Below are 14,280 nucleotides of genomic sequence, written 5' to 3' on the forward strand. Positions count from 1 at the left end.
GATGTCGAGAACCCCGCGGCGGCTCCGTCCCCCTGATGAGAACCAGCCTCCTCAGATTGGAAACCGAGATGAACCAGCAGCAGATCGCCGAGATCCTCGCCAAGCCGTACGCGCAGCAGCTCCTGAACGGCTCCGAGCCGGCCCGCTTCGCCTACGACGGCCTGGACGGCGGCCCGCGGTGTATCCCGATCGGGTTCTGGGTCGAGGGCGAGCAGATCGTGATCGCCACCGTGCCGAAGGCCGCCAAGGTCGCCGCCCTCCGCAAGAACCCGAAGGTCGCACTCACCATCGACACCGCCGCGTTCCCGCCCAAGGTGCTGCTGCTCCGCGGTACCGCCGAGGTCACCATCGTCCCGGGTGTCCCCGAGGGCTACCTCGTCGCCGGCCACAAGGTCATGACCGACGAGCATTATCCGGGTTGGGTCGAGGGTGTGACGGCCCTGTATGACGAGATGGCCGTGATCACGGTGACGCTCACGTGGGCCAAGCTGCTCGACTTCGAGACCACGATCCCGAAGGCCGTCGAGGACCTCATCAAGGAGAAGTCCGCCGGCTGATCCGCCCGCCGGATTCGTTCAACAGCCGCCGGTACGCCATGCTTGCAATGGCATACCAAAAGCTGGAGAGGGTTGATGAGCGAGAGTCGGGAATCCGAGACCGAACGGGTCACGCGGCAGCTGCGGGGCGAGATCCTCGACGGCGTACGGCGGCCCGGAGAGCGTCTCGTCGAGCGGGAGCTGGCGGCCGCGCTCGACGTCAGCCGGGTGCCGGTGCGGGAAGCCCTGAAGGCGCTCGTGAGCGAGGGCCTGGTGACGTTGCGGCCGCGCTCGTGGGCGGTGGTGCGGACGTTCACCGACTCCGACATCGCCGACCTGACCGAGGTGCGGGAGGCGTTCGAGCCGCTGACGTTCCGGCTCGCGGCGGAACGGCGTACCCGGGAAGGACTCGACCGGCTGCGGGCGGTTCTGGACGAGCAACTGGTCGCGGCGCGGGCGAAGGACGCCGGCGTCGCGCGGCGGAAGGCGGCCGACTTCCACGAGCTCGTGACCGAGCTGGCGTCCAACGAACTGCTCGTCGAGATCGAGCGCCCCTTGCGCAGCCGGATGCGCTGGCTGCTGACCCAGCACGACGACCTGATCGCGGTCGCCGGCCAGCACCTGGAGCTGTTCACCGCGATCGCGAACCGGGACGTCGCCGCCGCCGAACGCCTTGCCGCGGAGCATCTCGCCCAGTCGCACGTACTGTTCCGGAGCAGCCGCGGCATGGAGTGAAGAGCTCCTGCAGTTTGGTATACCATTCTCGCCATGACCTCCTTGCTGCTTGCTGACGTGCGCCCTTGGGGCGGCGACGCGGTCGACGTGACGATCGTCGACGGCGTGATCTCGGACCTCTCCCCCGCCGGGACCAGCACAGACAGCAGCACAGCGGTTGAGCAGCGGATCGACGGGCGCGGGTTGCTGGCGCTGCCGGGGTTCGTCAACGCGCACGCGCACGTCGACAAGAGCTGGTGGGGCCAGCCGTGGGTGTCGTACGGCGGTCAGCCGACCACACAGGGCCGGATCGCGCACGAGCGGGCGGAGCGGGACAAGTACGGCATCCCGAGCATCGGCGGCGCGAAGGCCGTCCTGCGTGAGTTCCTCCGGCACGGTACGACGGCGACCCGCACGCACGTCGACGTGGACCTCGGCGTCGAATTGCGCGGCATCGCAGGCGTTCTCGAGGCGGCGGCCGCGCTCGACGGCGCCGTCGAGGTGGAGATCGTCGCGTTCCCGCAGGACGGCGTACTCCGGCGGCCCGGCGTACTCGACCTGCTCGACAAGGCCGCGGCCGAAGGCGCGACCAGCATCGGCGGTCTCGACCCGGCGACGATCGACCGCGACCCGGTCGGCCAGCTGGACGCGCTGTTCGAGATCGCGGCCCGGCGCGAGGTCGGGATCGACCTGCACCTGCACGACCGCGGCGACCTCGGCGCGTTCCAGTACGAGCTGATCGCCGAGCGCACCGTGCAGGCGGGGCTGCAGGGCAAGGTGAACGTGTCGCACGGGTTCGCGCTCGGCGAACTGGCTCCGGCGCGGCGGGCCGAAATGGTAGACCAACTCGGCGAGGCCGGGATCTCCTGGACCACAGTCGCGCCGGCCACCTCGGCACCGTTGCCGTTCCGCGAGATGCGGGCGGCGGGTGTCGCGATCGGCCTCGGCACCGACGGCATCCGTGACCTCTGGTCGCCGTACGGCGACGGTGATCTGCTGCAGATCGCCCGCGGTTTCGCCCGGCTGCACGGACTCCGCACCGACGAGGACCTGACGTACGCGGTCGAGCTCGCGACGACGTACGGCGCCTCCTTCGTGCACCGCGAGAACCACGGTCTCACCGTGGGCGCTCGCGCGGACATAGTGCTGATCGACGCCGAGAACGCGCCGGACGTACTGGTCCGCGCACCGCGCCGCGAGTACGTGATCGCCGGCGGACAGGTCGTCGTCCGCGACGGCGAACTCCAGGTGTGAGTGCCGGCACTGCGGTCGGGCGAACGCTGGGCTCACTCAGGGACAATCGGCCGTTCCGGCTGTTCTGGTTCTCGAACCTGTTCTTCTTCGGCGGCGTGTGGACGCAGACGCTCGTGCTCGGGTGGCTCGCCTGGGAGACCACGCACTCGGACTTCCTGGTCGCCGTCTACACGGCGGTGCGGTTGTCGCCACTGCTCCTCGGACCGTTCGCCGGTGCGTTCGCGGACCGGCACAACCGGGTGCGGCTGCTGATCGTCGCGGCCTCGTGGGCGTTGGTCGCGGTCAGCGCCGTTGCCACGCTGGCGTCGCTCGGCAGGGCGCCGTACTGGGTGCTGGTGATCGGCGGGCTGGCGATCGGGCTCGCGCAGTCGCCGTCGCAGCCGGCGCGTGCGTCGCTGGTGATGGACCTGGTCGGCCGGGAGAACCTCAGCAACGCCAACGCGCTGAACTCGATGGCGCTGAACATGACGCAGGTGATCGGGCCCGCGGTCGGCGGCCTGATGATCACCGGGCTGGGCGCACCGGCCGCGTTGTGGGTCTCGACCTTTTGGTATGCCATGTCGCTGGTCACGTTGCTGCCGTTGCGCGAGTACGGCCGGGTGGTCGGCGGCCACACCGGATCGGCGCTCCGGATGGTCACCAGCGGTCTGCGCGACCTCGCCCGGAACAGGCTGGCCGCTACCGTCCTGCTGATCACACTGGCGGCGAACACGTTGCTGTGGCCGATCGCGCAGTCCTTCATGCCGGTGTTCGCCCAGGAGTCGCTGGGGCTCGACGCGGCCGGGCTGGGCTGGCTGCTGACCTACGCCGGCGTCGGCGGGCTGACCGGCTCGCTGGTGATCGCCTGGCTGGGCGACTTCCGGTTCAAGGGCGGCATGTTCGTGGTGGGTACGGCGATCTGGGGCACGCTGTGGTCCCTGTTCGGGCTGTCCCACGACCCGGTGGTGTCGTTCGTGTTGATGACCGCGATCGGGGTGATGAGCGCGGCGTTCGGCGTACTGCAGACGACGCTGCTCCTGATGACCACCGACGAGTCACTGCACGGCCGCGCACTGGGCGTCCAAGAACTGGCGATCGGGATCATGCCCATCGCCTCCCTGGCCATCGGCGCCTTCGCCGAGCAGTACGGCGTCGGCATCACCACGTTCATCAGCGCCGTCGGTCTGGTCACCGCTGTCGCCGCCCTCGGCCTCTGGACGCCCGCTCTGCTGCGCTACAGCGGCGCCCTTCGGTAACAAATGGGGATTCCTGGCAACCAACTGAGAGCCTCACTGCATCTATAGGTTGAGTCCGGGGGGACTCAGCGCAGTCTCAGCACAATCACAGACAGGCCACGGGAGCGGTCTGTCCTAATACCGGTCTAGTCCTCAAATGTCAAGACCGTTCGGGTGAGCTGGTGGGGGGAAGAACACTGTGGATCGGAACTCGGACCCGCGCGACGGAATGCCGGCGCGGCTCGACGCATCCGTCCGGCTGCTCGTTGGTCCGGCCAACTTCGCAGGTCAGGGCACGCGGTGGGCGCGTGCGCTCGAGGAGCGGGTGCCCGCCACGAAGGCGACCTCGTTCGCCTTCTTCAAAGGGGTCCTCGACTACCAGGTCGACTACGGAGTACCGGCACGCACGTACCGGCGCAACCCTCGGTGGCGGCTGAACTTCTACAACCATGTCGTGCGCAACTACACGCACGTGCTGCTCGAGGCGGCCCGGCCGATCTTCGGTCCCTTGCACGGACCGGACGGGTCCTTCGAGATCCCGCACCTGCTCACCAAGGGGTTGCAGGTAGGGCTCATCGCCCACGGCTCCGACGTCCGCATCCCCAGCCGGCACGCGGAGACCGAGCCGTGGTCGCCGTTCCCCGACCTCGACGACGAGACTGTCGAACTGCTCGAACGCAATTCCACCCGTGCCGTCGAGCTGTTCACGTCGTACCCGGGCCGGGTCTACGTCTCGACCCCCGACCTCCTCGACTACGTCCCGAACGCGGTCTGGTGCCCGGTGATCGTCGACGTCGGCACCTGGCGCAGCGACTCCCCCGTGCTCGAGCACAGGAAGCCGGTAGTGGCCCACGCGCCGAGCAAGTCGGCCATGAAGGGTTCCGACCTCATCGACCCGATCATGGAGGGCCTGGCGCGGCGTGGCCTGATCACCTATCGCAGGGTCGAGGGCATCGACCCTGCGGACATGCCGGCCGTCTACCGCGACGCCGACATCGTCCTCGACCAGTTCCGCATCGGCAGCTACGGCGTCGCCGCGTGCGAGGCGATGGCGGCGGGCCGGATCGTGGTGGGGCACATCGCTCAGCACGTCCGGGATCGGGTGGCCGCGGAGACCGGGCTGGACCTGCCCATCGTCGACGCGACGCCCGACACCGTCGAGCAGGTCGTGCTCGACCTGATCGCGCACCCGGAGCGGGGCCGCGAGGTCGCCGCACGCGGACCGGAGTTCGTCGAGATGGTGCACGACGGCAGCTGGTCGGCCGACGCGCTGGCCGACTTCGTCGAGCAGTCGAGCCAATCGAGTCCGGTGCCGGTCGACTGGAAGCCGTCCTGGATCCGGCCCAAGGTCGTGATGATGGCCGGCAACGACATCGTCGTCGACGCCCGCGTGCTCAAGTACGCGCAGACGGTGGCGAACTGGGACCTCGACGTCACCTGCATCGGCATCCCCGGACGCCGGTTCAGAGGCGTCCGCTACTTCGGCAAGGTGCAGGTGTTGTGCCCGGTCATCCCGTCGAAGGTGCTGCTGACGGGGTGGCGCAAGCGGCTCGCGAACCTCAAGACCAACCTGCGGCCGTGGTTCAGGACCGAGGCCGAGTACATGCTCGCCTACGGCCGCTGGCAGTACGCGAGCCGCGAGCTGCGCGGTGACCGCGGCCGCGACCGCCGTGATCACGAGCGCACAAGCGGCGGGTCCGGCGGGGTCAAACGATCCCTTCGCGATCGGCTGCAGCGGGCAGTGCGCTGGCGGACGCTGCGGCTGCACCGCGCGATCCTCCAGGCCCGCGCGTACTCGTTCCGGCGTACCAGGCCCAAGGACGACCTCACCGATCTGGGCATCGGCAAGCGGCGCGAGCGGCTGCTCGCGCTCTACCGCTACCTACCGTCGGCGCGCTGGCGGCGGGTGATGCCCGAGCTGGTCGACCAGGAGCTGACACTGGGCCCGCTGCTCGACCGCCTGCTGATCGAGGTGATCCACGTGCACGACGTGTTCATGCTGGGCATCGCGGCGCGCGCGGCGCACCGGGCGGCCCTGGACGGGCGGACGATCAAGATCATCTACGACGCCCACGAGTACATCCCGGGCGTGCCGGTGGTGGCTCCGCGCCGAGTCGCGGCGTACAGCGATCTCGAGCGCGAGTTCATCCGCGACGCCGACCGCGTCATCACGGTGTCCGAGCCGCTGGCCCAGTGGCTCAAGCGCGACCACAAGCTGGCCGAGCTGCCCGACGTCGTTCTCAACGCGCCGGTCGAGGCACCCGACGACGCCGAGGTCGTTGGTCTGCGCGAACAGCTACGGCTGCCCGAGGACGTGCCACTGCTGGTGTACGGCGGCGGCGTCAACCGTGCCCGCGGCGTCGGGACAGCCGTCGAAGCGCTGACCCAACTGCCCGGCGTCCACCTCGCGATCGTCGCGCGGCCCAACTCCGTCACCGTGGAGTTGCAGGCCCGTGCCGTCGAGCTGGGCGTGGCCGATCGCGTGCACCTCGCGCCGTTCGTCGCTGCCGAGGTCGTGCCGCTGTACCTGCGCTCGGCCACCATCGGCCTCAGCCCGCTGCTGCACGCGCCGAACCACGACATCGCGGTGACGAACAAGTTCTGCGAGTACATCGGCGCGGGGCTGCCCATCATCACCAGCGACACCCCGGCGCAGGCCGACCTGGTCAAGGAGCTCGACCTCGGCGCGGTCTACCCCGCGGGCGACGTGGACGGCCTCGTGCTGGCAGTCCGGACGGTGCTCGCCGACCGCGACCGCATCGCCCAGCGCATCGCCGACGACCCCGAGCTGCAGCACCGGTTCTCCTGGGCGGCGCAGGCCGAGGTCCTCCGGTCGGTGTACGCCGACGTGATGGGGACCCTGCCCGACGCCGCCTGGGCTCCTGGCGCCACCGCCGTACGCAAACTCCTCCCCGGCACGCCGGAACTGCCGGAGACGAAGTGGCGCGCCTTCAGGGAGAAGATGGCGAAGAGTACGAGCTTGCTGGTCTGAGACGCGCGGTCAGGACCACCACTTGCCGCTCTGGGACAGGGCGTCCGCGGTCAGGTTCGTGGTGTCGAGGCCGTCGAGGTCGGCGATCGCCGCGTCGTCGAGTTCGAAGTCGAAGACGTTGAAGTTCTCGACGATGCGGTCCTGGTGGATGGACTTCGGGATGACCGAGAGCCCCTTCTGAATGGCCCAGCGGATCAGGACCTGCGCCGGCGTGTGGCCGGTCGCCTCCGCGATCCGGGCGATGACCGGGTCGCCGAGGTGGCGGCCGGTGCCGAGCGGGCTGTAGGCCTGCGCGACGACGTTCGCCTCTTCACAGGCCGCGACGAGGTCCTTGCGGTACTCGAACGGGCTGAACTGGATCTGGTTCGCGGCCGGCTGGATGCGGGCGATCTTGCTCAGCTCCTGCAGCTCGGCGGAGCTGAAGTTGGAGATGCCGATGCCCTTGGTGAGGCCCGCGTCCACGGCCGCCTCCATGGCCGGCCAGGCCCAGGTCGGCCCGCCCTGCGGCCAGTGGATCAGGTAGAGGTCGAGGTAGTCGGTCCCGAGTCGCTCGAGGCTCTTCTCCGCCTCGACCCGCGCGTCCTTCCCACCCGGGTAGAACTTCGTCGTCAGGAAGATCTCTTCGCGCGGGACCCCGCTCTCCCGGATCGCCTTCCCGACACTGGCCTCGTTCTGGTAGGCCTGCGCGGTGTCGATCAGCCGGTAGCCGGCCTCGAGCGCCCAGGTGACGGCGCGCTCGCACTCCGCCCCGTCATCCACCTGCCAGACCCCAAGCCCAAGCACGGGGATCTCAGTTCCATTGGACAGCTGCCGAGTATTAGCGGTCATGCGCCCAAACTTACAACTTGTTGGCCTGGCGGATGACGTCGACGACGTCCGACATCATGCCGGTGAGGTCGTAGTCCTTCGGTGTGTAGACGGCCGCTACTCCGGCGGCCCGGAGCGCTTTCGCGTCGGCGTCGGGGACGATGCCGCCGACGACGACCGGGACGTCCTCCAGGCCTGCCTCGCGGAGGCCTTCGACTACCTGCGGGACCAGTTCCATGTGGGATCCGGACAGGATCGAGAGGCCGACGCAGTGGACGTCCTCGGCGACGGCCGCGGCGACGATCTGCTCGGGGGTGAGGCGGATGCCTTGGTAGATGACCTCGAAGCCGACGTCGCGGGCGCGGACCGCGACCTGCTCGGCGCCGTTCGAGTGGCCGTCCAGGCCGGGTTTGCCGACCAGGAAGCGGAGGCGGCCGCCTAGCTCGGAGGAGGTCGCCGAAACCTTCTCACGGACCGCAGCGATCTCGGCGCCACCACCCGACACCCCAACGGATCCGGAAACACCAGTTGGTGCGCGGTACTCGCCGTACATCTCCCGCAGTACGCCGGACCATTCGCCGGTCGTCACGCCGGCGCGAGCGCACTCGAGCGTCACGGGCATCAGGTTGTCGGTCGTCTTCGCGGCAGCACGCAGCTTCGCAAGCGCTGCCTCGACCGCCGGCGCGTCGCGAAGGCCGCGCCACTTCTCCAGCGACTCCAGCGCAGCCGATTCGGCTGCCGGGTCGACGGTCTGGATCGCTGTGTCCAGGTCGGCTGTCAGAGGCGACGGCTCGGTGTTCTCGAACTTGTTCACCCCGACGACGACCTGCTCGCCGGACTCGATCCGCTGCCGCCGCTCGGCATGCGACCCGACCAGCGCCTGCTTCAGGTACCCGCTCTCGACGGCGGCGACCGCGCCACCCATCGCCTGCACGCGGTCGATCTCCTCCTGCGCACCGGCGACCAGCGCCTCGACTTTCGCCTCGATCACGTGCGACCCGTCGAAGATGTCGTCGTACTCGAGCAGGTCGGACTCGTACGCCAGTACTTGCTGCATCCGCAACGACCACTGCTGGTCCCACGGTCGCGGCAACCCGAGCGCCTCGTTCCACGCCGGCAGCTGGACCGCCCGCGCCCGCGCGTTCTTCGACAGCGTCACCCCGAGCATCTCGAGGACGATCCGCTGCACGTTGTTCTCCGGCTGCGCCTCCGTCAGCCCGAGCGAGTTCACCTGTACGCCGTACCGCAGCCGCCGGGCCTTCGCGTCCGTCACGCCGTACCGCTGCAGCGTCAGCTCGTCCCACAACCGGACGAAGGCACGCATCTTGCACGTCTCCTCGATGAACCGCACGCCGGCGTTCACGAAGAACGAGATCCGCTGCACCACGTCCCCGAACCGCTCCGGCGGGACCTGCCCGCCGTCACGCACCCGGTCGAGTACGGCGATCGCCGTCGACAGCGCGAACGCCAACTCCTGGACGGGCGTCGCGCCGGCCTCCTGCAGGTGGTAGCTGCAGATGTTGATCGGATTCCACTTCGGCATGGTGGCGACCGTGTACGCGATCACGTCGGTCGTGAGCCGCAGCGACGCGTCCGGCGGGAACGCGTACGTGCCGCGCGACAGGTACTCCTTGACGATGTCGTTCTGCGTGGTCCCGGTCAGCTCGTCCGGCAGCGCGCCCTGCTCCTGCGCGGCCACCTGGTAGAGCGCGAGCAGCCACATCGCGGTCGCGTTGATCGTCATCGACGTGTTCATCTGGGCAAGCGGGATCTGGTCGAACAACGCCCGTACGTCGCCCAGATGCGCGACCGGTACGCCGACCTTCCCGACCTCACCCTTCGCGAGCGGGTGGTCCGCGTCGTACCCGGTCTGGGTCGGCAGGTCGAACGCGACCGACAGCCCGGTCTGGCCCTTCGCGAGGTTCCGCCGGAACAGCGCGTTGGACTCCACCGCGGACGAGTGGCCCGCGTACGTCCGCATCACCCAGGGTCGATCCTTGTCGGTCGCCATGTACCCGAGAGTAGGACTCTGTGCCCTTGTGAGTCGCCACCTCGTGACTGGCGTCACCAGGGGCGTGGATCACACTCAGGCGCTGATCGGTAGCGGGGTTCTTTCGACGTTGAGGACGCGGTGCAGGCGCGTGACCGCGAGGATGCGGACCACCGACGGCATCGGGTGCCAGAGGACCAGTTGCCGGCCGAGCGACTGGGTCCGGCGGTGGGTCGCGACCAGCAGGCCGAGACCGGTCGCGTCGACCGCATCGACCGCTTCCAGGTCGACGATCACGTCGCCGTCCGAGGCGTCGATCAGGTCGTTGAGAGTTTGACGGACGTCGCCGACAGTGCGCACGTCCAGGATGCCGGTCAGGTGTACGACGTTGTCAGGCTTGCTGTGGGTCGGTGCGAGCATGTCCGTGCCCTCCCGCTCTTCCGGCGGCCCCCGAGTATTCGGCCGCGTGGCAGCGTCTGTGTTGGTAAAGACTCCCCGGAGACACGGAAGGTTGCCAAGAGTTCACGATCTTTTGTTTCGCGAGACAATGGTGTCCGTGTTCGCCGCGGATTACTTCATGTTCCCGGTGGTGGCCATCGCCCTGGCCGGTCTGATGGTACTGCTGTGCCGCTGGGCCTTCTCGAAGGCGAAGGGCGGGTCGCTCGTACGCCGGGTCGACCACCGCCCGGCCGACCGGGACGCCTTCGGCCTGCTCATCGACATCCGCACCGTGGCGAACTACAACGAGGCCCGCGTCCTGGTCAGCCGCCTGAGGGACTTCGGCATCAAGGCCACGGCGGCCCGCACCACCGACGGCTGGACGGTGTACGTCTGGCCGAAGGACGAAGCCGCCGCCCGCGGACTCCTGGAAACTCCCTGAGCGTCCTGTCCTCCTGAGAGCGGTCTCACGCGTCACTCCACCATGACGTCAGAAGCTGGGCTCGCGTTTCCGTGGCGCGACGTCGCACCCGCACAGACGGACGACGGCTGGGTACTGGAGGCGTCGGTGCGCGAGCCGGAGCGGTTCGCCGTGATCTTCGACCGGTACTTCGGTCAGGTGCACGGGTACGTCGCCCGGCGGCTCGGGACCGATGTCGCCGACGATCTGGCCGCGGAGACGTTCCTGATCGCGTTCCGGCAGCGGGAGCGGTTCGACCGGCGGAGCGGCGTCGTACGGGCGTGGTTGTACGGAATCGCGACCAACCTGATCCGGCGGCACCGGCGTGACGAGGTACGGGCGTGGCGGGCCGCAGCGAAGCTGCCGGCACCAGTGCCCGCAGGAGCGCACGAGGACCGAGTAGCGGCGCAGGTGACCGCTCAGGGCGCGTCTCGTGAGCTGGCGGCCGCGTTGGCGAAGCTGAACGCGAAAGACCGTGAAGTCCTGTTACTGGTGGCGCTAGGACAGCTGACGTACGACGAGGTGGCAGACGCCCTCGGGATCGCGTACGGGACAGTGTGCTCACGGCTGTCGCGTGCACGCCGGACGGTTCGGGCAGCTGTCACCAATCCATCGGAGGACTTGTCGTGAACGAGTTCGACGTACTGCGGAAGTCGTTTCCGGAACAGGAGCCACCGACACCCGAGGCTGCCGCGGCCGCACGCCGTCAGGTGGAGGAGCTGATCCACAAGCCGCGGAGGTCCTTCGTCCGAGCAGGGTGGCTAGGGACTGCTGTTACTGCAGCTGCTGCACTGGTCGCCGTGGTGGGGCTGGGCGGGGCGCTGGTGCTGGGCCGGGACGGACAGGAGGGCGCGGTGCCGATTGGGCCTGCGACTACTACTGCGCCGCGGTTGACGACTGCTGCCGAGGTGTTGATCGCGGTCGCCGTACGGCAGGAGAAGAACGAGAAGGTGTCCGGGAAGTACTTCCGGGTGCGAAGCCTGCAGCTCACGACGGGGAAGTGGGCGCGGCGGTCCATCATCGAGAGCTGGATGCCGATGAAGCCGGGCGTCGCGTCCTGGTTCGGCTGGGTGAATCTGAACGACAAGGGCTCGGTCCCTGTGGTGAACAAGATGTCGTTCCGCGACGTCCCGCCGGGGTACTACCTGACCGGCGACAAGCCACTCAGCGCAAAGCAGATCGCTGCGCTGCCGACTGAGCCAGCAGCGCTCCGCAGGGCCCTCATGACTCCGGGACTGAGCTCGGCCGACCAGGACTTCGCTGTGTTCTCAGCAGCCGGCCGACTGCTGTTCGAGATGCCGTCGCCACCGAAGCTCCGTGGTGCTGCACTGCGGGTGATTGCTGCGCTGCCAGGCACTCAGATCCGCACCGGCGCCAAGGACCCGATCGGCCGCACCGGCACCGAGGTCAGCATCACCGCGAGCCACAGCAAGTCCGGCACGACGAGCTTTGGAACAGCGGTGACCTACATCATCGACCCCACAACCGGCCGCCTACTCAGCTCCACGATGCGCGGACTCAAGACAGGTTCCACGGTCGTACTGGAGTCCGGCTGGACCGACGACAAGCCGACACCGCCCTCTACTGCCATCCGCTAGCGGCCCTTTGGTGAAGGTCTAGGGTCTCTGTATGGGGACTCTGCTCGAACTGGACCTGACCCGCGGCGTACTCGAGACGCCGCCCGCTTCACCGCTGGCGGCGTTCCGTGCGCGCCACCTGCCGACGCTGCGCGAGCTGGTAGGCGCGCTACGGAAGGGGGCGCGTGACGACAGTGTGGTCGGCGTAGTGGCCCACATCGGCGGGAACCGGCTCTCACTCGCCCAGGTGCAGGAGCTGCGTGAGGCGGTGGCGGACTTCCGTACGTCGGGCAAGGCGGCCGTCGCGTGGACCGAGTCGTTCGGCGAGACCGGACAGGGCACCGTGCCGTACTACCTGGCGACGGCGTTCGACGAGATCTGGGTGCAGCCCTCCGGCGATCTGGCCATCACGGGTGTGTCGGTGCAGGCGGTCTTCATCCGCGGTGCGCTCGACAAGGCCGGTGTGATCCCCCAGTTCGGCAAGCGGCGTGAGTACAAGACAGCTGCCGACACGTTCACCGAGCGGGAGATGACCGCGCCCGCTCGCGAGATGGCGTCGCGGCTGGCGGAGTCGGCGTACGGGCAGATCGTCGAGGGCATCGCCGTACGGCGGCGTTTGGACAGCTCACGGGTCCGGGAGCTCGTCGACAGTGCGCCGCTGCCCGCACAGGACGGTCTGGACGCCGGACTGGTCGATCGACTCGGCTACCGGTCGGACGTGTACGACGAGCTCGAGAAGGAGCTGCAGTACGACGACAGGCTGCTGGCCGAGCGGTACATCCGGCGTGGCCCGCGGACACTCGACGAGGTCCGTAAGAACCTCCCGTGGCCGCAGAAGCCACTGGTGGCAGTTGTCCGCGTGACAGGTGGCATCTCCGTCGGCCGCAACTCCAACAGCCCGATGGGTGGGCCTGGCTCTGGCTCCGACACGGTCGGCGCCGCACTGCGTGCTGTGGCGGACAACGAACGTGTGAAGGCCGTAGTGCTGCGAGTCGACAGCCCAGGTGGTTCGTACGTCGCGTCAGACGCGATCCGCAACGAGGTACTGCGGCTGCGCTCGACAGGGCGGCCTGTGATCGCGTCGATGGGCGGTGTGGCCGCATCCGGTGGGTACTTCGTCGCGATGCCGGCTGACGTGATCGTCGCGCAGCCCGGCACGATCACCGGGTCGATCGGGGTCCTGACCGGGAAGGGCGTCGTACGCGATGCGCTGGGGCGGATCGGTATCTCACAGGAGGCCGTGTCCGAGGGCGCGAACGCACAGATGTACTCGGCGCAGGCCGAGTTCACCGACGAGCAGTGGGCGCGGTTGGAGGAGACACTCGACCGTATCTACAAGGACTTCGTGGCCAAGGCCGCACAGGACCGTGGCCTGCCCGAGGAGGAGCTGGAGTCACTGGCCCGCGGACGGGTCTGGACCGGTGCCGACGCGCACAACCACAAGCTGATCGACGAGCTGGGCGGCTTCCAGCACGCGCTGACACTCGCGTGCAACCGGGCCGGTCTGGACCGCGACGAGATCGCCGTGACCGCAGTACCGCACCGCAACCTGCTCAGTCAGCTGAAGGCGCCGACGACGACCGATGATCTGGCAGTCAGTGCGGCGCCGTTGACGCTCGACGGCCTGACCACCGGTCTCTACAGTGCGCTGGGCTTGCCACCCGCCGGCGTACTGCGGATGCCGTTCAACTGGGAGATCAGCTAGCTAGCCTCGCTCGCCGCCGGGGACCCAGAGGACGTCGCCGCCGGAGGACAGGTTCGCGACGCGGCCGAGGATGAAGAGCAGGTCGGACAGGCGGTTCAGGTACGTGATCGCGAGCAGGTTGACGGACGGGCCGTGCGCCTCGACGGCGGCCCAGCTTGCCCGCTCGGAGCGACGGACGACCGCGCGGGCGACGTTCAGGTAGGCGGCGCCCTCGGTGCCTCCGGGCAGGATGAACGAGCGGAGCTTGGTCAAACGACTGTTGTAGTCGTCGCACCAGCCCTCGAGCCGGTCGATGTAATCCTGGGTGATGCGCAGCGGAGGGTATTCGGGGTCGGGCGCGATCGGGTTGCACAGGTCCGCGCCGACGTCGAACAGGTCGTTCTGGACGTGGGTCAGCAGGACCACGAGCGCAGTGTTCAGGTGCCCGGCCGCGATGGCCACGCCGATCGCGGAGTTCGCCTCGTCGACCTCGCCGTACGCCGCCAGCCGCGGATCCGTCTTCGAGGTGACGGAGTTGTCGCCGAGGCGGGTCTCGCCGGCGTCTCCGGTGCGGGTGTAGATCCGCGTCAAGTTCACAGCCATGCCAGGACTCT

Annotated in this window: 13 protein-coding genes; 9 read left to right on the forward strand and 4 right to left on the reverse strand. The window is 68.7% G+C overall.

The features are described 5' to 3' along the window. Window positions 1-68: 68 nt before the first annotated feature. From OHB24_RS42130 to OHB24_RS42150, 5 genes are all read left to right on the forward strand, one after another. Entirely contained in the window at window positions 69-557 is a 489-nt protein-coding gene (locus OHB24_RS42130; RefSeq protein ID WP_327636587.1) for a pyridoxamine 5'-phosphate oxidase family protein, read from the forward strand. A 75-nt stretch (window positions 558-632) separates the two neighbouring features. Then, window positions 633-1,271 (forward strand): GntR family transcriptional regulator, encoded by a 639-nt coding sequence (locus OHB24_RS42135; RefSeq protein WP_327636588.1) that lies wholly within the window; start codon window positions 633-635, stop codon window positions 1,269-1,271. Between the two features lie 33 nt (window positions 1,272-1,304). Next, window positions 1,305-2,504, forward strand: coding sequence for an amidohydrolase (locus OHB24_RS42140; RefSeq protein ID WP_327636589.1), 1,200 nt, complete (start codon window positions 1,305-1,307; stop codon window positions 2,502-2,504). Next, a complete protein-coding gene (locus OHB24_RS42145) occupies window positions 2,501-3,739 on the forward strand; it encodes an MFS transporter (protein ID WP_327636590.1) in 1,239 nt (412 codons plus the stop codon). The genes OHB24_RS42140 and OHB24_RS42145 overlap by 4 nt, the downstream gene beginning before the upstream one ends. Before the next feature lie 178 nt (window positions 3,740-3,917). Continuing rightward, window positions 3,918-6,710: a glycosyltransferase gene (locus OHB24_RS42150; protein ID WP_327636591.1), complete on the forward strand. Its 2,793-nt coding sequence runs from the start codon at window positions 3,918-3,920 to the stop codon at window positions 6,708-6,710. Window positions 6,711-6,719: 9 nt separating this feature from the next. Here OHB24_RS42150 and OHB24_RS42155 read toward each other — a convergent pair whose 3' ends face one another. The 3 genes from OHB24_RS42155 to OHB24_RS42165 all read right to left on the reverse strand — a co-directional run bounded on the left by OHB24_RS42155 (window position 6,720) and on the right by OHB24_RS42165 (window position 9,927). Further along, window positions 6,720-7,538, reverse strand: coding sequence for an aldo/keto reductase (locus OHB24_RS42155; RefSeq protein ID WP_327636592.1), 819 nt, complete (start codon window positions 7,536-7,538; stop codon window positions 6,720-6,722). Between the two features lie 10 nt (window positions 7,539-7,548). Further along, window positions 7,549-9,528 (reverse strand): protein meaA, encoded by a 1,980-nt coding sequence (locus tag OHB24_RS42160; RefSeq protein ID WP_327636593.1) that lies wholly within the window; start codon window positions 9,526-9,528, stop codon window positions 7,549-7,551. A 75-nt stretch (window positions 9,529-9,603) separates the two neighbouring features. After that, on the reverse strand, window positions 9,604-9,927 hold the full coding sequence (locus OHB24_RS42165) for an STAS domain-containing protein (protein WP_327636594.1): 324 nt from the start codon (window positions 9,925-9,927) through the stop codon (window positions 9,604-9,606). Between the two features lie 127 nt (window positions 9,928-10,054). On the opposite strand from OHB24_RS42165, the gene OHB24_RS42170 reads away from it, so the two are divergent. Genes OHB24_RS42170 through sppA form a run of 4 tightly spaced genes read left to right on the forward strand, consistent with a single transcriptional unit; the run spans window position 10,055 to window position 13,687 of the window. After that, window positions 10,055-10,387: a hypothetical protein gene (locus tag OHB24_RS42170; RefSeq protein ID WP_327636595.1), complete on the forward strand. Its 333-nt coding sequence runs from the start codon at window positions 10,055-10,057 to the stop codon at window positions 10,385-10,387. Window positions 10,388-10,429: 42 nt separating this feature from the next. Next, complete coding sequence (locus OHB24_RS42175; RefSeq protein ID WP_327636596.1) at window positions 10,430-11,035, forward strand: RNA polymerase sigma factor; 606 nt, start codon at window positions 10,430-10,432, stop codon at window positions 11,033-11,035. After that, entirely contained in the window at window positions 11,032-12,003 is a 972-nt protein-coding gene (locus tag OHB24_RS42180) for a CU044_5270 family protein (protein WP_327636597.1), read from the forward strand. The genes OHB24_RS42175 and OHB24_RS42180 overlap by 4 nt, the downstream gene beginning before the upstream one ends. Window positions 12,004-12,034: 31 nt before the next feature. Next, a complete protein-coding gene (sppA, locus tag OHB24_RS42185) occupies window positions 12,035-13,687 on the forward strand; it encodes a signal peptide peptidase SppA (RefSeq protein ID WP_327636598.1) in 1,653 nt (550 codons plus the stop codon). On the opposite strand, the gene OHB24_RS42190 is transcribed toward sppA, so the two are convergent. Continuing rightward, window positions 13,688-14,269: a cob(I)yrinic acid a,c-diamide adenosyltransferase gene (locus tag OHB24_RS42190; protein WP_327636599.1), complete on the reverse strand. Its 582-nt coding sequence runs from the start codon at window positions 14,267-14,269 to the stop codon at window positions 13,688-13,690. Between the last annotated feature and the right edge of the window lie 11 nt (window positions 14,270-14,280).

The organism is Kribbella sp. NBC_00482, from assembly GCF_036013725.1.
Classification (GTDB): Bacteria; Actinomycetota; Actinomycetes; order Propionibacteriales; family Kribbellaceae; genus Kribbella.

Coding starts and splice junctions, on each gene's coding strand:
- OHB24_RS42160 (WP_327636593.1), bottom strand. CDS start 9,528: ATGGCGACCGACAAGGATCGACCCTGGGTGATGCGGACGTACGCGGGC.
- OHB24_RS42165 (WP_327636594.1), bottom strand. CDS start 9,927: ATGCTCGCACCGACCCACAGCAAGCCTGACAACGTCGTACACCTGACC.
- OHB24_RS42190 (WP_327636599.1), bottom strand. CDS start 14,269: ATGGCTGTGAACTTGACGCGGATCTACACCCGCACCGGAGACGCCGGC.
- OHB24_RS42135 (WP_327636588.1), top strand. CDS start 633: ATGAGCGAGAGTCGGGAATCCGAGACCGAACGGGTCACGCGGCAGCTG.
- OHB24_RS42130 (WP_327636587.1), top strand. CDS start 69: ATGAACCAGCAGCAGATCGCCGAGATCCTCGCCAAGCCGTACGCGCAG.
- OHB24_RS42175 (WP_327636596.1), top strand. CDS start 10,430: ATGACGTCAGAAGCTGGGCTCGCGTTTCCGTGGCGCGACGTCGCACCC.
- sppA (WP_327636598.1), top strand. CDS start 12,035: ATGGGGACTCTGCTCGAACTGGACCTGACCCGCGGCGTACTCGAGACG.
- OHB24_RS42170 (WP_327636595.1), top strand. CDS start 10,055: ATGGTGTCCGTGTTCGCCGCGGATTACTTCATGTTCCCGGTGGTGGCC.
- OHB24_RS42140 (WP_327636589.1), top strand. CDS start 1,305: ATGACCTCCTTGCTGCTTGCTGACGTGCGCCCTTGGGGCGGCGACGCG.
- OHB24_RS42155 (WP_327636592.1), bottom strand. CDS start 7,538: ATGACCGCTAATACTCGGCAGCTGTCCAATGGAACTGAGATCCCCGTG.